Here is an 18,129-nt window from a genome sequence, read left to right on the forward strand (position 1 = left end):
CCGCTCCCACCATGTTCCGCGCCATCCAAGAGACCTCCCGCATGTACGGGGCCCGCGTCGAGCTCCTGTTCGAAGCGGTGATGCAGCTCCACGGCACCTGGCGGCGGCGCAGCCAGATCGCCGACCAGCTCTACGTGGCCGGGGTCCAGGTGACCCACGTGGTGCTGCTGGTGGGGCTCTTCGCGGGCATGATCATGGCCCTGCAGACCGGGCTCTACCTGGCGCAGCTCGGGCAGCAGGACCAGATCGGCGTCATCGTCGCCCTGTCCATGGCGCGCGAGATGGGTCCGTTCATCACCGGCATCGTGCTGGCCGCGACCGCCGGCAGCGCCCTGGCGGCCGAGCTCGGGACCATGTCGGTCTCCGACGAGCTGGCGGCGCTCGAGGTGATGTCGGTCGATCGCACCAACTACCTGGTCATGCCGCGCGTCGTCGCCCTGGCGATCGCCTGCCCGATCCTGACGATCATCGCCGACGGCATCGGCATCGCCGGCGGCGGCCTGGTGGCCTCCACCTCCCTCAACGTCGAGCTGCAGCTGTACTTCATCACCGCCCTGGATGCGCTGAAGTCGCCGGGCGACCTGATCGCGCTGCCCAAGGACGTCTACTCGGGCCTGCTCAAGGCCTTCGTGTTCGGGATCATCATCGCGGTGATCTCGTGCCACGCAGGCATCACGACCCGCGGCGGTGCGCTGGGCGTCGGTCGCGCGACGCGCCAAGCGGTGCGCGACTCGATCATCACGATCATCATCTCCAACTACTTCCTCACCTGGCTCATGTACCAGGCCTGATCGGTGATGGAAGAGACGACGAAGCCCCAGGCGACGACGGAGCGCCCCGCCAGCGGCGAGGCTGCACCGATCATCCGCTTCCGAGGGGTCCACAAGTCCTTCGGCGACAAGGTCATCCTCGACGGCCTCGACCTCGACGTCCCCGAGGGCCAGACGCTCGTGATCATGGGGCCCTCGGGCACGGGCAAGTCCGTGACCCTGCGCCACGTCATCGGTCTGATGCAGCCGGACCAGGGCCAGGTCGAGGTCTGGGGCAAGGACGTCAACCAGATCGCCCGCAAGGAGCTCGTGGCCCTGCGCAAGCGCATCGGCTACCTGTTCCAGGACGGCGCGCTGATCAACTGGCTCAACGTCGGTGACAACGTGGCCCTGCCCCTGCGCGAGAACTCGAAGCTGGACGAGGCCGAGATCCGCGAGAAGGTCGAGCACAAGCTCGAGCTGGTGCACCTGCCGGGCATCTGGGACCGGATGCCCGGGGAGCTCTCCGGCGGCATGCGAAAGCGCGTCGGCCTGGCCCGCGCCCTGATCACCGACGCCGAGCTGATCCTCTACGACGAACCGAACGCGGGACTCGACCCCGAGATGTCCGGTTCGATCAACCAACTGATCGCCGAGATCGCCGACACCCTCGGGATCACCTCCGTGGTCGTCACGCACCTGCAGTCCTGCGTGCGGGTGGTGGCCGACCGCGTGGTCCTCTTGGAGAAGGGACGCCTGGTGGTCGACCTTCCCAGGGACGAGTTCCTCGCATCAAAGCACCCCCGGGTGCGCAGCTTCCTCGGCGACGACCCCGACTGAACCGCCCGCCCCTCCGCGAAGGCTCGAGCCGATGACCGACCGACGACAGTTCCTACTCGGACTTCTGATCCTCGTCTCCCTGGGGACGCTGGGGATCTACACCCTGTTCGGCAGCAACATGAACCTGTTCGGGGACAAGGTCTACCTGGAGGCGACCTTCCCCGTGGCCAAGGAGCTGCGCAAGGGCGACTCGGTCATGCTGGCCGGCACCCGCGTGGGTCGCGTGACGTCGGTGCGCTTCCGCTCCGACGCGCCCGACAACGAGCGCATCCTGGTCAACATGCGGATCGACGAACAGATCGTCCTGCGCGACGGCTACGAGATCCAGATCCGTGACGCGACCCTGTTGGGCGGTCGCATGGTCGCCATCGAGCCCGGGCCCTTCGGCAGCCCGGCGCTCACCATCGGCCAGGGAGAGGTCCTGACCGGCACGGTGCCCGCGGACATCTTCGCCGCCATGGAGGACCTCGCTTCGATCATCGGTGAGGAGGGCGACGGGATCCGCAACATCATCCGCGACGCCGAGAAGATCGTCGGCGACCTGGAAGAGGGCGGCCTGGCCGAGAACCTGACCAAGGCTTCGGAGGACTTCCGCACCGCCGGCGAGGGGGCCGCCAGCCTCGTGGCCGGGGTCGAATCCGGCGAGGGCAACCTCGGGGCCCTGTTCAAGGACGACGCCCTCTACAACACCTGGCTCGATGCGGGCCGCTCGGCCGAGGAGACCCTGCGTCTGGCGCGCGAAGGCGAGGGCCTGGTCGGCGCCTTGCTGTCCGACACCGAGATGGCCCAGAGCGGCCGCCAGGCGGTCACCGACCTCCAGGCCGCCGCCGCCGACGTGCGCGCCTTCACCGACGGCATGGCCGACGTGGACAGCCTGGCCAACCGCATCGTGCGCGACGAAAAGCTCGGCCAGCAGTTCGCCAAGATCGCCGACGACGTGGCCGACTTCACCGGCCGCCTGCGCAACCCCGACAGCACCCTGGGCCGCCTGATCGACTCCAACGAGATCTACGACCGGGCACTAGTCATCGTCGACGACGTGGCCGCGATCACCACCAAGGTGCGCGCCGGCGAAGGCACCGTCGGGCGCCTGATCATGAGCGACGAGATCTACGACGAGTTCAACTTCGCCCTGAAGACCCTCAACCGCAGCCTCGAGGACTACCGCGAGGCCGCCCCGGTGACGACCTTCACGAGTTTGATCTTCGGCGGGTTCTAGGGCCGGCCGGTCGAGGGCATGCCGGGCTGGCCCCCCTTCGGGGCGGCGGAACGCTAGTCGCGCAGCCGTCGCTCGCGCTCGTTGGCGCGGTCGAAGAAGCCGCGGATCACGTTGCCGTCGGAGGGCGACTCTTCGCGCGTCTCCGGGTCCCATTGGCTGCGGGGCGTCTCGAAGAAGTCGCCGCCGTAGATGTGGATGCCCGCGGTGTAGCGCTCGAGGGGGTTGGTGACCGAGTGGATCGCGTCCACGTCCAGGGTGCTCACGTCGCCCTCGAAGAGGGACTCGGCGCCGCGGACCGAGATCCCCCGTTCCGAGCGGCGCCAGAAGATGTTGTCCTCGCGACCGGCATAGATGCCGATCAAGGCCCAGACCTCGTGGTTGTGGGGCACGAGGTTCATCTGCGGGGTCCAGGTCGCGCTGAGGATGGTCAAGCCCTGGCTGCGATGCAGAGCCGTGAGGCCCGCCTCGGTCGGGTCGCCCAGCGCCGCGCGCAGGTCGGACGGCCGGTGCACGGCGCGTTCGAGCACCGCGCGGACGGCGGCCTGGGGGTCGCCCTCGCGATTGGCCGCGACGCAGTCCTCGACGAACCGCTCGAGGTCCACGGCGCTCATCGGCCCACCCCGTAGGCCGGCAGCAGCCGCTCGATCCACTTGGCCACGCCGTCGACCTCGACGTTCACGGGCTGGCCGACCTGCGCGGTGCCCAGGCTGGTCTCGGCGAAGGTGTGCGGGATCACGGCGACGTCGAAGCGGCCGTCCTGCGGCTCGATCACGGTCAGGCTGATGCCGTCGAGGGCCACCGAGCCCTTGTCGATCAGGTAGCGCTCGTAGTCGGCCTCGACCTCGAAGGTGAAGCGCCAGCCGCCGTCGCCCTCGCGCTCGATGGCGCGCACGGTGCCGCGGCCGTCCACGTGGCCGCTGACCATGTGCCCTCCGAGACGGTCGCCCATGCGCAGGGAGCGCTCGAGGTTGACGCGGCGACCGGCGCTCAGCTCCCCCATCCACGTCCGGTCGAGGGTCTCCTGGGAAAGGTCGAAGACCAGGTCCGCGGCGGGGTCGTGCCAGGGCTCGCGCGTGCCCGGGCGGACCAACTCGACGACGGTCAGGCAGGCGCCGCTGACGGCGATGCTCTCCCCGATGGCCGGGCGCCAGGGGCCGCCGGTGTCCTCGGTGGTGACCGGGGCCGGGAGGATCAGGCGAGCGCCGCCCTCGAGGGGTTCGAAGGCGCGCACGGGCAAGCAGGCTTGGACCAGGCCGGTGAACATGGCCGGGAGGATAGTCCCTGATGTGGCCCGTCGCCGACTGGGGCGCCGAGCGAACCGGGTGAATGGGGCTCCTGGGGACCGACGGGTCCGATCCGGCAGTCAACAAGAGCCTGCCCCCTTGACGGGGGGCTCTCAGGAGTTCGGAGTCCTTTTTCCTCGATCGACCACCGCTCCTCCCTGCGACAGCGGGGCGGGGGAATCGGCGCCAACGAGGGCCGGAGTCGAGCCCTGGCCCGGTCGGGATGCGAGGCCCAACAGGGCTCCGACGGGCGACGACGCGGCAGTGCCTCGGGCACGGGGCGACCGGTGATCGAGGCACTTTGACCCCTACGCTGACCCCCACTCGGGAGATTCCCATGTCCTGGCTCACAACCGCCCTCGTCGCTTCGGCCGCCCTCGGGCCCCAGACCACTCACCTCGTGCCGGGGGACCACGGCTCCATCCAAGCAGCCATCGATTTCGCCGCCGACGGCGACACGGTGCTGGTCGGCCCGGGCGTCTGGGCCGAGCGGATCGACCTGCTCGGCAAGCGCATCACGGTGCGCTCGGAGCTGGGCGCCAAGGCGACGGTAATCGACGCCAGCGGTCTGGACGGCTCGGTCGTGACCGCCGAATCCGGCGAACCCGACGGGACCCGCGTCGCCGGCTTCACCCTGCGCGGGGGTTCGGGCGGCTTCAACCCGGCCAACGGGCGCTACTACGGGGGTGGTGTCCTGGTCCACGGCAGCAACGGACTGTTCACCTCGCACCTGGCGGTCGAGGACTGCGAGATCGTGGACAACATCGACGAGCGGATCACCTTCGGCGGCGGAGTGGCCGCGCGCTTCGGCTCGGTCCTGACGCTCGAGCGAACCCTGGTCGCCAACAACTTCGCCTGGGCCGCGGGCGGCGCAGCGCTGGTGGACTACACGGGGGTCCTCGACATCGACCGCGCGACCCTGGTGGGCAACCAGAGCACGACCTACCTCGGCGACCAGGGCGGTATCGCGGACGCCAACGGCGGCACCCTGGTCGTCCACGACTCGATCCTGTGGGACAACAGCGGCTCTGCGATCGACCACTTCATCGGCGCCCAGGGCCCCGTCACCGTCGACTACTGCGACTTGACGGGAGGGTACGAAGGCAGCGGGAATCTCGACGCGGACCCGCGATTCATCGCCGGTACCTACCAGCTGCAGGCGACGTCCCCGTGCGTCGACGCCGGCGACCCGCAGAGCGATCCGGACCCGGACGGAAGTCCGGCGGACATGGGGGCCTTTCCCCTCTCGAGCCCGCCCCTGCAGATGACCCAGTCCTCAGACGTGGCCTCCATCTCGGCCGGGGTCTCCGTGGGGTTCGAGATGCAGCTCTCCGAGTCCTCGGGTGGAGCGGGGATCTACTGGCTCCTCGGGTCCTTCGGCAGCAGCGACTCGGGCTTCGGGATGGGCGACCTCTGGGTCCCCCTGGCGATCGACGACTACCTCCTGTGGACCGCCCTCAGCCCCAACACGGCCCCCCTGTCCCACTCGCTGGGGCTGATCTTCGGCGCGGTTCCACAGACGGCGCAGCTCTCGCTGCCGGCGGGGACGACGGCCCTGGTGGGCCAGACGGTCCGCCACAGCGCCCTGTTGTTCGAGGTGGACCAGAACGCCTTCACGTTCGCGACGCCTGCGCAGGCGCTGACCTTCACGCCTTGAGCGCGGCCCGGCGGGGTCGAGCGCGCTTCGGGGGCCCCGCGAGGGTGGGTCCGCAAGAGCTCGAGCAGCGGCGGGCCCGTAGCCCGGGCGTGGGCTCCGACCCAGGCCCGCTCGGGCGGAGTCCACCAGCTCTCCAGCCGGCCGCGGCGAGTCGCCAGGGTTTCCAAGCGGGGCCCAGGCCACCCTCCTCGAAGGGCGCGGACAGGCCCCCTCGGAAGGGCGCCGGGCGGCTGGACCTCTGCCCCTCCGGGAGGCCTGGCCGCAGCCCCCGAGCGGGGCCCCGACCTTGACGCAAACTCCTGGCAGAACTAACCTGCTCCGCCCTTTTCCCCGCGGTCCAGAGGCCGTGCACGTCGTCCTTCTCTCCCTGTTTCCCGAAGCTCTCGCGCCGTACCTGCGGTCGAGCATCCTCGGGATAGCGAGCGAGAAGGGCATCGCGCGCTACGACCTGGTGGACTTCAGGGACTTCAGCCGGGACCGACACCGCACGGTGGACGACCGGCCGTTCGGCGGCGGCCCCGGTATGGTGCTCAAGCCCGAGCCGATCCTCGACTGCGTCGAGTGGTTGGAGCGGCGCCACGGCAGCTTCCACCGGATCATGCTGACGCCCTGCGGTCAGCCGTTCACTCAGGAGCGCGCGGGTGACCTGACCGAGCACGAGCGACTGCTCCTGCTCTGCGGTCGCTACGAAGGCTTCGACGAGCGGATTCGGGAAGAGCTGGAGTGGGATGAAATCTCGATTGGCGACTACGTCCTCGCGGGCGGCGAGTTGCCGGCACTGGTGGTGACCGAGGCGGTGGTGCGCCTGTTGCCCGGAGTGCTCGGCGACGAGCGGTCGGCGCAAGAGGAGTCCTTCCAAACCGCTGGACTCCTGGACCACCCCCACTACACGCGACCGCGCGTCTTCCGCGGCAGAGAGGTTCCGGCCCCCCTGCTGAGCGGCGACCACGCAGCGATCGCGCGTTGGCGGGAGACACAAGCCCGTGCGCGGACCCGCGTGCGGCGGCCTGATCTTTAGAACTCACTACTCCTCGGATGAACGCGACGGCAACGCCTACAGGGCGTCCAGCGCGGTCCGCTCCGACACGACGAGCCCCGAAGAAGGGGCAACGAGCCCCCTAGCGGGCAGAAACGCCCCGCGCGCGGGGTTGGCTCCCTGAAGCGGAGCCGGACAGCAACATGACCAGCCTCATCGACAGCCTCGAGCAGGAAAACGGCAAGTCGCACCTACCGCCCGTCCGGGTCGGCGACACGGTCGAGGTCCACTACCTCATCCGTGAGGGCGACAAGGAGCGCGTGCAGCTCTTCATCGGCACCGTGATCCGCATCAACGGCCGCGGGATCCGCAAGGCGATCGTCGTGCGCCGCATCGTGCAGGGCGAGGGCGTCGAGCGCTCGTTCCCGCTGCACAGCCCGCGGGTCAAGGACGTGACCGTCGCCCGTCGCGGTAACGTGCGCCGCTCGAAGCTGTACTACCTGCGCGACCGCGTCGGCAAGGCCACTCGCGTCACGGAGAAGCTGGGCGAGAAGGCGCGCCGCGACAAGGATCGCGACGCCGCGTTCCGCGCCGAGATGGAAGCTGCAGCCGCCGCCCAGGCAGCCGCGGCCGAGGGGGGCGAAGGCGGAGAGGGCTGAGCCCACTTCCCACGCTCCACTGACCTAGACCACCTCCGCCCGTCGGCCCGCGCCCGCCGAGCTGCCCCGAGTGGCAGCCTCGAGCGGGCCGACATCGAGTCCACCGAGGTCGCCCCAGGCCGCCGCCGCTCCTCCGCCCTAGCGGGGGGCGTGCGGCGTGCGCGCTTCCAGCGACCACCTCACCCGCCATCTGGGTACTGCCCTCCGGACCGCCATGATCGAGAACATCGGTCGCTTCTACATTTCCATCGGGATCGCGCTGGTCGTGGCCCTGATCGCTCTGTTCGCGCCAGCCAAGACCTTCGAGCTCGGCCTCGACCTCCAGGGCGGCACGCGCTACGTGTTCGCCTTCGACTTCGAGAAGGAGCGCGAGCTCGGGAACATCGGGCCCAACGAATCGCCCCAGCAGGTGATCCGCGAGACGATCGACATCATCTCGACCCGGGCCGACCCGGACGGAGTGCGCGAGCCGATCATCCGCCAAGAGGGCTTCGACCGCGTGGTGGTCGAGCTCCCGGGTACGACCAACACCGAGGTCACGGCGCCGCCGAGCACGCTGCAGGAGCCGATCGACGCCAGCGCCTCGATCGAGCAGATCGTGATCGACGCCGCGACGGCTTCGCCCTTCCCGATCGGCGGCGGCAAGATCGAGATCGCCGGCGAGAAGATTCGCTACGACTCGCGGGGCGGGGCCCAGGGCAACGTCCTGTCCGGCATCCGCCGCGGCGAGGAGAGCACCACCCCCACTCAGCACGCTGCCGGCGCGCCGGTACGACTGGTGTCGGCGGACGCGATCCTCAACGCCATCCAGAACCTGGGTGACCTGAGCTTCGAGATCGTCCTCGACGACAACACCTACTTGAGTGGGTCGGGCACCGACCTGACGCTCGAGCGCAAGAAGCTCGAGACCTGGCTGACCGCCAACCCCGGCGGCGACCTGCGCGAGTTCAACGCCCTCTCGGCCCAGGACGGCGGTCCCAACGAGCGCCTGCGCTGGCTGCCCGACAAGCGCAGCGACGTCTCCGACACCCGCACCCTGCTCCAGCGCGCGGTGCCTCTGCTGCGGACCGAGAACCACCCGGACTTCGCCGACAAGGACTGGCGCTTCGACGGGCAGAAGCTCGCGCGCGCCTACCCGTCGCCGGATCCGAGCCAGATGTCCTCGGACTGGGTCGTCAACTTCGAGTTCGACAGCGCCTACCACGCGTCCTTCGGCGCCTTCACCGAGACGTTCCTCGAGCGGCGCATGGCCGTCAATCTGAACGGCCAGGTCGAGGTCGCCCCGAACATCAACAAGGCCATCTACGGCGTCGGCTTCATCGAGGGTCGCTACAAGTACGAGGAGGCCCAGTCCCTCGTCACCGTGCTGCGCTCCGGTTCCCTGCGGCTCAAGCCCGAGCTGCTCGCCGAGGAGCGAGTCGGCCCGACCCTGGGCGCGGAATACGTGGCGCGCGGCGGATACTCCGGCGCACTGGCGTTGGCCGGCGTCCTGGTCTTCATGGCCTGGTACTACCGCCGCCTGGGCATGTTCGCGGTGGTCAGCCTGCTCGCGAACATGGTCTTCCTGATGGGCGGCCTGGCCTTCCTGCGCCCGGCGATCACCCTTCCAGGCATCGCCGGCATCATCCTGACGATCGGTATGGCGGTCGACGCCAACATCCTGATCTTCGACCGGATCCGTGAAGAGCGCGACAACGGTCGCAACGTCAAGCAGGCCGCGAAGAACGGTTTCGACAAGGCTTTCAGCGCCATCCTCGATGCCAACGTCACGACCTTCCTGACGGCTATGATCCTGAAGTTCGTGGCCACTGGACCGGTGCGCGGCTTCGCCAACACCCTGAGCATCGGCATCATCACCAGTGTCTTCAGCGCGCTGGTCGTGACGCGGGTCCTGGTGCACCGCTCGCTCGAGTCGGGCACCAAGGACTTCAAGGTAGGCACCTGGATGGTCGAGGCCGCCTACGACTGGATGGCCAAGCGCAAGGTCGCACTCGGATTGTCGATCACCGCTGTGACGGTGTCGCTGCTGATCTTCCTTGCGGCTCCCCGCGCGACCAAGTACGGGATCGACTTCCTCGGTGGTGCCACGGTGCAGTTCCGCACGGACTCGCCGCAGACGCCGGAGGCCATCCGCACCGCGGTTGCCGCCCTGCCCGGATACGTCTCCGGTGCGACCATCAAGCCGGTGGTTTCCTCGAGCACCGACGGTCGTTACACCGAGTTCCGCGCCGTGTTCAAGGTCGACCCTGACATGGTCGACGCCGATGGCGGCGCGGAGCAGGAGTTCAAGGCCGAGATCGAGACCGGGCTGGTGGACCTGCTTCAGAAGGGCCCGATCGATCTGGAGCTAGTCGGAGCCGACAACTTGGGTGTCGACTTGCACCTGTACTTCGGTGAGGGTCACCCCGCGGCGGACGTCGCGGCGGCCCTGACCCTCGCGGGGATCGTCGACCCTCAGGTCGCAGAGGATCCGACCCGCCCCGACACCTTCGAGGTGACCGGGCGCATCGCCGCAGGCTCGGACACCACGGGGCTGATGCTTTCGATCGAGCAGGCCTTTGTTGGCCAGCAGGACAGCACCGGCCTGGGCTACACCATGCCGGTGGCGGTCTCCGACTCGAGCCTGGTCGGCGCGCAAGTCGTCGGTGACCTACGCGACAAGGCCATCCTGGCGCTCCTCGTGAGTCTGTTCGCGATCGTGATGTACATCCGAGTGCGATTCGCGGACTACGCCTACGGCTTTGCCGCGGTGACCGCTCTGATCCACGACGTGACCATCACCCTCGGGATGTTGGTCCTGGCCAACTGGGTGGGCCTGATCAGTGCGGAGATCGACCTCCCCATGATCGCCGCGTTCCTGACGATCATCGGTTACTCCTTGAACGACACGATCGTCGTGTTCGACCGAGTGCGGGAGAACATTCCGCGCGTCGAAGGCAGCCTGGGCGATGTGTTGAACAAGTCCATCAACCAGACCCTGTCGCGGACGATTCTGACCTCGGCCACGACCCTGATGGCTGTGCTGGTGCTGTTCGCGTTCAACGTGGGCACGGGGAACACCCTGGAGGGCTTCTCCTTCGCCATGGCTTGCGGCGTGTTCGTCGGTACCTACTCGTCGATCTTCATCGCCAGCCCGCTGCTGCTCTTCTTCGAGGACTACGCCGACAAGCGCGCCGCGAAGCACGCGGAGCGGGAGCGGCTCGAGGGCGGCCGATCGGCGGCCAAGGTCACCAGCTGAGGTTGGTCCTCTAGTGCTGCGAGCCGCGCTGCTCTTCGTTCTCAGTCTGGCCGTCGGCGGCCTGCTCTGGATCGAATGGACGCGCGGCTCGCTGCCGTTCGGCGAGCTCCCGTGGGCCAGGGTGGAGGCGATCGGGCCGTCCGAAGACCAATCGCTCCAGATCGAGGAGAAGCTCCCGGGGCCGGATTGGGGTCGGGTTGTCGTGCGAGCGAGCACCGGCCGACCGCTGGTGCCGGTGGAGTCCGAGACCCAGGCCTTGCCCGTCGACGGGAGCTCACCTGCAGGGCAGCCCAGCCCTGCCAAGCTCGACGAGGGTCCCGTGGCCCCGCTTTGGTCGAGCGGGGATTCCAGCAATGGCGACGAGTCCTTCGAGGAAGCGCCACCCGCTTGGATCCCGCCGCAGCAGGCGCAGGACGTTGATAAGGCGGTCCCCGACGGAAGCTCACTGAGCAAGGTCGTCTACAACCACTACGGTCACGTGAACGACAAGCTCGTGCGCCAAATCGCCGACTACAACGGCGTGGATGACCCGGACCACGTCCGCGCCGGGCAGGTGCTGCGACTGCCGCCCCTCGAGCGGCTCGAGCGGCTCGAGCGCCCCTGAGACGGAGCGAGGCGGACTACTCCGCGAGATCGCCCGAGTAGTAGCGCTCGACCGCAGGCTCGAGCACGTTGATCACCACGTTGGGCCCCGCCCGACGGCGCAGGTTGCCCAGTTCGCGGTCGGGCACGCGCGCGCGCAGTAGGGTCCCGCGCACCGCGTCGTGGGACTCGTCGAGGATCGCCGCAGCCTGGCGCAGGATCGCCAACGAGGCCCCCGAAGTGAACGGCACTTCGATCTCGACCAGGGCCGAGCGTCGATCGAGCCGATCGGCGACCAGACTCGTCAGCTCGTCGACACCCGCTCCCGTGTAGGCCGAGACCAGCACGTGTTGCTCGTCACGGTCCCTGGCCAACAGGCGCGCGTGCAGCGGATCGCGGCACTGGTCGATCTTGTTGAGCACCAGGATCTGATCACGGTGCGTCGCCCCCGAATCGAGTACGACCTCGTCCACCGCCGCGAGGAAGTCGGGAGCATCCGGGTGAGAGGCGTCGACCACGTGCAGCAGGAGGTCCACGTTGAGGGCTTCCTCGAGCGTTGCGTGGAACGAGGCCACCAGGTGGTGGGGCAGGCGCCGCAGGAAGCCGACCGTATCCGTCAGCAGCACTTCGCGTCCGTCCCCCAGCTTCCAGCGACGGGTGCGGGTGTCGAGGGTCGCGAAGAGCATGTCCTCCGCCAGGACATCGGACCCCGTCAGCCGATTGAGCAGGGTCGACTTTCCGGCGTTCGTGTAACCGATCAGGCCGATGGTGAAGCGCTCGGCGCGCGAGACCACCTGGCGGCGCTTGCGGCGCTCGATCTCGTGGAGCTGCTCGCGCAGGTCGTGGATGCGCTTGTTGATCAGTCGCCGGTCGGTCTCGAGCTGGGTCTCGCCTGGACCGCGCGTGCCGATCGCGCCCTCGGTTCGTTCCAGGTGGGTCCACATGCGACGCAAGCGGGGCATGAGGTATTCGTGTTGCGCCAGCTCGACCTGCAGGCTCGCCTGGCGTGTCTGTGCGCGCCGGGCGAAGATGTCGAGAATCAGCTCCGAGCGGTCGATGATCCGCACGCCCCAGGCCTTCTCGAGGTTGCGCCCCTGGGCCGGGCTCAGGTCGTTGTCGACGACCACCGCATCCGGCTTGTACTGGTCGATGGCCTCCTTGACCTCGAGCACCTTGCCGCTGCCGAGCAGGGTGGCTGCGATTGCCTTCTGGCGGCGCTGGAAGATCCCCTCCCCCACCACTTCACTCCCGGCGGCCTGGATCAAGCCACGGGCCTCGGTCAGGGGTCCCTCGGTCTCTTCTGGGAAGTCGGGGAAGAGGACGCCGCAGACAATGACTCGCTCCCGCGGGGCGCGGTTCGCGTGGGGTTCTCGACTCACGCTATCGACGCCTTGCTCGCTTCGGCCGACCGCGGCATGCGGGTCAGGGAGAGACCTTCGATCTTGTCCGGCCCCCCCAAGGCGCGCAGCTCCGAATGGGCGCACCAGGCCTCGTCGGTTTGGGGGAAGTCGCTGCGGAAGTGCACGCCCCGCGATTCGCGGCGAGCCAAGGCGGCGACGACGGAGAGACGGGCAACACTCAACATGTTCAGCAGCTCCCAGGTGGCTCGAGATGGCGGAGCCAGGGCCGCAACCGCGCGGGTCCACAGATCGATCTTGGGTAGGGCATCGAGCAGCTTGGCACCATCTCGGACGACGCCCATCTGGCGCCACATGAGTGACTTGAGGGAGTAGGTGACGTCTTGGATGTTGACCGCGACATCCGACTGGCAGCGCTCGTCGACCGCGGCGACCTGTCGGATTGCACCCCGGCGAACGTCCTCGACCGACGCGGCGGCGGCGCGGCCCAGGCGATAGCCCAGCACCAGCCCCTCCAGTAGTGAATTCGAAGCCAAGCGGTTGGCCCCGTGCAGGCCGGTGCTCGCGCACTCCCCGACCGCCCAGAGTCCATTGACGTCCGTGCGACCGTCGGCGTCGACCTTGATGCCGCCGACCATGTAGTGCAGACCGGGCCGAACGGGGATCGGATCGCGGGCGATGTCGATCCCGAACAGGCGACAGGTGCGGCTGATCGAGGGGAAGAGAACGTGGCTGTCGCCCTCGACGTTCGAGAGGTCCAGATAGACGCTCGTGTCGTCCGTCGCGACCATCGTCTCGAAGACCGCCCGGCTGACGACGTCTCTGGGTGCGAGCTCAGCGTCCGGGTGAGCGTCGAGCATGAAGCGTCGCCCGTTTCGATCGCGCAGCTGCCCGCCCGCGCCGCGCACGATCTCGCTGACGAGCACTCGGGCCGCGCCGGCGATGTAGAGGCAGGTCGGGTGGAACTGAAAGAACTCCGGATCGCGGATCGTAGCCCCAGCGCGGAAGGCCAAGGCGACGCCGTCGCCGGTCGCGATGACCGGGTTGGTCGTTTCCCGATAGAGCTGACCCGCTCCCCCGGTCGCGAGGATCACTTGTCCCGCGGTGAACCCCACCCGATCCCCCTGGCCGTTCTCGGCGAGCACACCGCAAACGCGGCCGTTCTCGTCGAACAGCAGGTCGATGGCGTAGGTATTGCCGAAGGCGGTCACACGCGGGTGCGACTCGATCGCGGTGAGCAGCGTGCGCTGAATCTCGAGGCCGGTGGCATCGCCGAGAGCGTGCAACACTCGCGGGTGGCTGTGGCCGCCCTCCCGACCCAGGGCTAGGTCGCCTTGGCGCGTTCGATCGAATCGCGCGCCCCAGTGCTGGAGCCGACGAATCGCATCCGGACCACCAGAGACGACGTCCCGCACCACTTCCGGATCAGACAGACCGCAACCAACCAGACACGTGTCCGCCACATGGGAGTCGAGACTGTCCGATGCGCTCAGCACCGCAGCCACCCCACCCTGGGCGTAGCGCGTGTTGGACTCGGAGAGACCCGATTTCGAAAGCACAGCGACGGCCGCGCCTTCGTCTCCGGCAGAAAGGGCCGCGCAGCAGCCCGCAGCGCCGCTACCCAGGACCACGCAGTCGAAGCGATAGAGGGGGACCTCCGTCAGCCTGAACCCCTGAAGAGCACGGGGAACCGTCGGTTGGTCGGCGATCGAGGGCAGGGGATCCATCATCGGAGGGTGCCGAGGGAGCCCGGCGGGCGGTCATCTTAGGTCCGCATGGGTCAGCGCAGCAGGGTCGGCCCGCTACCCCTGAAGGAAGATCACCTCTAGGAGTGGCGTTAGGGAAAAGGTCGGTTTGCCCCTTGTTCGCCTCCAAGGTTCGGGGTACGTTCGCCCGCCTACAGAGCCCTCTGTCCCTCCAGTCAGCGGACTCACCGAATCTCGAGTCGGGCGACGACCGGCGCCGCGGGCCATCCGCGGCCAGCCATCGCCCGCGACCTCGACCAGATCAAGCAAGGGGTTCCAGGATGGTCCAACGAATCGAAGAGCGCCTCGGAGAGGCGCTTAGCCTCGCCTTCTTCGGCGTCCTCGTCGCCAGCACCTTCGTGATCTGATCCTCTCCCGAGAGGATCAGCCAACGGTGTCGACGGCAGAGCCGAAGAAGACCGCAGCAACGCTGCACAGGACCCAGGGCGAGAATGCCGCTGGGTTCTGCAATTCGTTCGACGACCCCCGCATCTGCCTACCCCACCAGGAAGTCGACCGCTGACTCCAGCAAGACTCCGGTCCGGAAACGGCGCCCACCTGCCGACTCGGCGAGTAGATGCCAACCTCAACGAGTGTCCATCCACACGAACACTCGCCCCCCCCCCCAAAAGCTGATCCCCTATGGCAACCCTCCCCCCCCTCACTCGACGCCAGCGACAGATCCTCGACTTCTTTGCGAAGTACACCACCGAGAACGGGATCAGCCCCACGCTTGAGGAGGTCGCCCAGGAGTTCGGCCTCAACAAGGTCACCATCTTCGGACACGTAGCCGAGCTAGAACGCAAGGGAGTCCTCGTGCGCGCTGCGCCCGGAATCTCCCGCGGGCTCCGGATCGTCGACCCTGATGACGTCGCCCCTTCCACCGATGATCAGATTCCGATCATCGGCCGAATCGCAGCAGGCTCACCCGTCGCGACCATCGAGGACCCGGAAACGTTCAGCATCAGGGACTGGATCCCCAGTGGGGCCGATGTCTACGCCCTCCGAGTCCAAGGCAACTCCATGATCGAGGACGGTATCCACGACGGCGACCTCGTCATGGTCGAGAAGTGCTCTTCCGCGCCCGATGGTGCGACCGTGGTCGCCGTCCTGCCCGGCGAAGAAGCGACCCTGAAGCGCCTCTTCCGCACCAAATCCGGCTTCCGCCTGGAGCCCGCCAACGCATCCATGGAGCCGATCTACACACCTCACCTCGAGATCCGAGGTGTCGTCCTCGGCGTCATGCGGCGCTACGGTCGGCGAAGCTGAGCGACGCCTCGACCGAGCCAAGCGGGTGATTCGAGCATCGCTAGCCTGGGAATTCGCCCTTTTGAAAGGCCATTTGCCGGGGTCAGAAGGGGCGCCTTCCCAGAGTTAAGAACCGGCGATGGTGCCGAGAGGCAGTGGGCAAGATGCGCGCCCCGCCCCGCGATGTCATCGGTGTGAAGTCAAAACAACACCGAAGGCGGAGCGCGCTGGTAGATGGTATCCCGACGTCGCTGCGGGATCTCCTGTTCCTGTTCTCCGGCTGCTTCGCGCGGCCCAGCTTCGAGAGCTTCACGTCCTTGGTCGTGGGCTGGATCACGTGCCGGGGCTCGCATCAGATTACGCGGATGATCCAGGCCGGCGGTGCGGTGGGATCGAAGCACTTTTCATGCTTTCACCGCTTCCTGTCGCGAGCCAAGTGGAGCCCCGACGACCTGGGAGCCGTCATCCTGAAGCTGGCCGAGCCTTGGCTCCCTGACTTGGTCGAAGCCTTGATCGATGACACGCTCTGCCACCGCGGAGGTCCGAGGATCTTCGGCGTCGCGATGCACCACGACGGCGCGAACTCCAGCCGAGGATGGAGCCGGCTCTCCTGCGGCCACAACTGGGTCGTGCTGGCGATCAGGATTCCTCTGCCGTGGGATCGTGAGCGAGGCGCCGCGCTCCCGATCTTCTTCCGTCTGGTGCGCCCCCCAGTTTCTCCGGACACCCGCTAAGGGCCGGCAGCCCGCCTTTGATGGCACCTGGAGATGACCCTGGAGCACCCGATGTCCGCAGACCCGTTGCACCCGGCAAAGCCGAGCAGTTCGCAGCCCGGCACCTCCGAGGGAGGCCGTAGGCCGACCGGAGAGGAGCCGGCAGCCGCCCCGCCCGATGTCCCCCAGCGCTGGTCTTCGCGCCGCAAGGCCGAAATCGTGGTCCGTCTGCTGAAGGGCGAGAGCATCGGCGCGCTGTCGCGCGAGACGCAGCAGACGGCGGCCAAGCTGGCCGAGTGGCGCGACGCCTTCCTGGCCGGCGCAGAGGCCGGTTTGAAGGGTCGCCCCGAGCAGGACGAGCAGGAGGCTTTCGACGAAGAGCGCCGTCGCCTTCAGGCGAAGGTCGGGAAGCAGGCGATGGAGATCGAGCTCCTGTACGAGCACTGCCACAAGCTGGAGGCCGGGCTCCCCCCGGCCCAGCGGAGGTCGAAACGGTGAGCGTGACGCTCTCGTCCTCCGAGAATCGCACCTACGACGTCACGCTGGTTTGCCGAGCCTGGGAGATCGGTCGGTCGACTCTCTAGAATGGCGTGATCGCCGAGACTCGAACGTCACGCCTCGACGACGTGGCCCTCGCCCAGCGATCTCTGACGCCGAGCTGGCCGACGCGATCCGGGACCTCTATGCCCAGCTCGAGGCCGATTGCGGCATCCGCGGCGAGGGGTACCGCAAGACCCACGCCCGCCTGCGCAGACTGGACATCCACGTCGGTCGTGACCGCGTGCTGCGCGTCATGCGCGAGTACGGCCTGCTCAGCCCGACCCGCGTCGGGCGCGCGCGCGGCCCGCAGGTGCACGACGGCCGGATCACCACCGATCGCCCCGACGAAATGTGGGGCACCGACGCAACTCAGACCCTGACGCTCGACGAGGGCCAGGCGCGGGTCTTCGTCGCCATCGACCACTGCACCGGCGAGATCGTCGGCATCCATGCCGCTTCTCGCGGCAACCGCTACGAGGCGCTCGAGCCGATCAACCAGGCGGTCCGGGCGCGCTTCGGCGAGGTCGAGCAGGACGTCGCCGCCGGACTTGCGCTGCGCCACGACCACGGCACGCAGTACATGTCGCGCGCCTTTCAGGCGCAGCTCAACTTCCTGGGAATCGAATCCAGCCCGAGCTTCGTCCGCCAGCCCGAAGGCAACGGCACGGCCGAGCGATTCATGCGGACCCTCGAGGAGCAGCTGCTCTGGGTCCGCGACTTCCGCACCGTCGAGGAGCTCCGCCTCGCGCTGCTCGACTTCCAGCACACCTACAACGAGTCCTGGATCCTCGCCCGTCACGGGTACCGCACCCCGAACCAAGCAAGGGCCGCCCTCGTCGCGGCGGCCTGATCCTCAACCGTCAACAAGACACACTTGTGTCCGGGAAACTCAGGCCGCTACAGGGTGGATCTCGTTCTCAGCCGCGATCTGGTGCACCGGCTTGATGCCCTTGAGTGCCTCCATCGCGACTCGCGCCTTGAACTCGGCGCTTTACCTCCTGCGTTTGCGCTTCATCTGGCTACTGATGCCCCTCCTCCTGGCACCTGCCAGCATAGCCTGGCCCGTGGCTCCGGTTGGCCAGACCGCCCCTGACCGCCGAGTTAAACGAGACGAGCCCCCGAGGGCTATGCCCTCGGGGGCTCGTTGAGAAACCCCGGCGATACCTACTTTCTCGCTTTCGCAATATCATCGGCAGCTCCTGCTTGACGACCGTGTTCGGGATGGGAACGGGTATGGCCAGGAGCCTATGGTCACCGGGAGTACTATCCCCAGCCGCCGGAGCGGATGGGGTGAAGGTGGTGAGGTGGCGCGCGCAGGGAGT

At 68.0% G+C, this 18,129-nt stretch carries 13 protein-coding genes, 1 rRNA gene and 3 pseudogenes; 11 read left to right on the plus strand and 6 right to left on the minus strand.

The annotated features are described in order from the left end of the window. Positions 1-11 precede the first annotated feature (11 nt). From Pla133_RS19260 to Pla133_RS19270, 3 genes are read left to right on the plus strand one after another with little or no spacing between them, the layout of a single operon-like run. Positions 12-791, plus strand: a complete 780-nt coding sequence (locus tag Pla133_RS19260) for an MlaE family ABC transporter permease (RefSeq protein WP_145068245.1) — start codon at positions 12-14, stop codon at positions 789-791. 6 nt (positions 792-797) lie between these two features. After that, the gene (locus tag Pla133_RS19265; RefSeq protein WP_145068248.1) at positions 798-1,589 is read left to right on the plus strand and encodes an ABC transporter ATP-binding protein; all 792 of its coding nucleotides are present in this window, start codon (positions 798-800) and stop codon (positions 1,587-1,589) included. Between the two features lie 31 nt (positions 1,590-1,620). After that, complete coding sequence (locus Pla133_RS19270; RefSeq protein WP_145068250.1) at positions 1,621-2,808, plus strand: MlaD family protein; 1,188 nt, start codon at positions 1,621-1,623, stop codon at positions 2,806-2,808. Positions 2,809-2,861: 53 nt separating this feature from the next. Here the strand turns inward: Pla133_RS19270 and Pla133_RS19275 are convergent, their stop codons facing one another. Further along, positions 2,862-3,419, minus strand: coding sequence for a cysteine dioxygenase family protein (locus Pla133_RS19275; RefSeq protein ID WP_419191737.1), 558 nt, complete (start codon positions 3,417-3,419; stop codon positions 2,862-2,864). Further along, positions 3,416-4,072: a riboflavin synthase gene (locus Pla133_RS19280; protein WP_145068252.1), complete on the minus strand. Its 657-nt coding sequence runs from the start codon at positions 4,070-4,072 to the stop codon at positions 3,416-3,418. The genes Pla133_RS19275 and Pla133_RS19280 overlap by 4 nt, the downstream gene beginning before the upstream one ends. A 356-nt stretch (positions 4,073-4,428) precedes the next feature. On the opposite strand from Pla133_RS19280, the gene Pla133_RS19285 reads away from it, so the two are divergent. From Pla133_RS19285 to Pla133_RS19305, 5 genes and pseudogenes are all read left to right on the plus strand, one after another. Then, complete coding sequence (locus Pla133_RS19285; protein WP_145068254.1) at positions 4,429-5,748, plus strand: right-handed parallel beta-helix repeat-containing protein; 1,320 nt, start codon at positions 4,429-4,431, stop codon at positions 5,746-5,748. A gap of 346 nt (positions 5,749-6,094) precedes the next feature. After that, entirely contained in the window at positions 6,095-6,766 is a 672-nt protein-coding gene (gene trmD / locus Pla133_RS19290; protein ID WP_145068256.1) for a tRNA (guanosine(37)-N1)-methyltransferase TrmD, read from the plus strand. Between the two features lie 161 nt (positions 6,767-6,927). Further along, positions 6,928-7,266, plus strand: a pseudogene (gene rplS, locus Pla133_RS19295) (50S ribosomal protein L19); the annotation flags it as partial. Between the two features lie 331 nt (positions 7,267-7,597). Further along, a complete protein-coding gene (gene secD, locus Pla133_RS19300) occupies positions 7,598-10,621 on the plus strand; it encodes a protein translocase subunit SecD (RefSeq protein WP_145068260.1) in 3,024 nt (1,007 codons plus the stop codon). Between the two features lie 13 nt (positions 10,622-10,634). Further along, positions 10,635-11,225, plus strand: coding sequence for a LysM peptidoglycan-binding domain-containing protein (locus tag Pla133_RS19305; protein ID WP_145068262.1), 591 nt, complete (start codon positions 10,635-10,637; stop codon positions 11,223-11,225). A gap of 16 nt (positions 11,226-11,241) precedes the next feature. Here Pla133_RS19305 and hflX read toward each other — a convergent pair whose 3' ends face one another. Together hflX and nadB are read right to left on the minus strand one after the other, a co-directional pair. After that, entirely contained in the window at positions 11,242-12,582 is a 1,341-nt protein-coding gene (gene hflX / locus Pla133_RS19310) for a GTPase HflX (RefSeq protein ID WP_145068264.1), read from the minus strand. After that, positions 12,579-14,291 carry an L-aspartate oxidase gene (gene nadB / locus Pla133_RS19315; RefSeq protein WP_419191738.1) on the minus strand — a complete coding sequence of 571 codons (1,713 nt, stop codon included), beginning with the start codon at positions 14,289-14,291 and terminating at the stop codon, positions 12,579-12,581. The genes hflX and nadB overlap by 4 nt, the downstream gene beginning before the upstream one ends. A gap of 657 nt (positions 14,292-14,948) precedes the next feature. Between nadB and lexA the strand changes: the two genes are divergently transcribed. The 3 genes and pseudogenes from lexA to Pla133_RS19335 all read left to right on the plus strand — a co-directional run. Beyond that, the gene (gene lexA / locus Pla133_RS19320; RefSeq protein ID WP_145068266.1) at positions 14,949-15,575 is read left to right on the plus strand and encodes a transcriptional repressor LexA; all 627 of its coding nucleotides are present in this window, start codon (positions 14,949-14,951) and stop codon (positions 15,573-15,575) included. Between the two features lie 143 nt (positions 15,576-15,718). Beyond that, positions 15,719-16,288: a transposase gene (locus tag Pla133_RS19325; RefSeq protein ID WP_145068268.1), complete on the plus strand. Its 570-nt coding sequence runs from the start codon at positions 15,719-15,721 to the stop codon at positions 16,286-16,288. A 144-nt stretch (positions 16,289-16,432) separates the two neighbouring features. Next, positions 16,433-17,657: pseudogene (locus tag Pla133_RS19335) on the plus strand (IS3 family transposase); the annotation flags it as partial. A gap of 48 nt (positions 17,658-17,705) precedes the next feature. On the opposite strand, the pseudogene Pla133_RS26865 reads toward Pla133_RS19335, so the two are convergent. Next, positions 17,706-17,822 (minus strand): annotated as a pseudogene (locus Pla133_RS26865) (transposase); the annotation flags it as partial. Positions 17,823-17,959: 137 nt separating this feature from the next. Further along, a 5S ribosomal RNA gene (gene rrf / locus Pla133_RS19340) occupies positions 17,960-18,066 on the minus strand. Positions 18,067-18,129: the final 63 nt, after the last annotated feature.

The organism is Engelhardtia mirabilis (genome assembly GCF_007748095.1).
GTDB lineage: Bacteria > Planctomycetota > UBA1135 > UBA1135.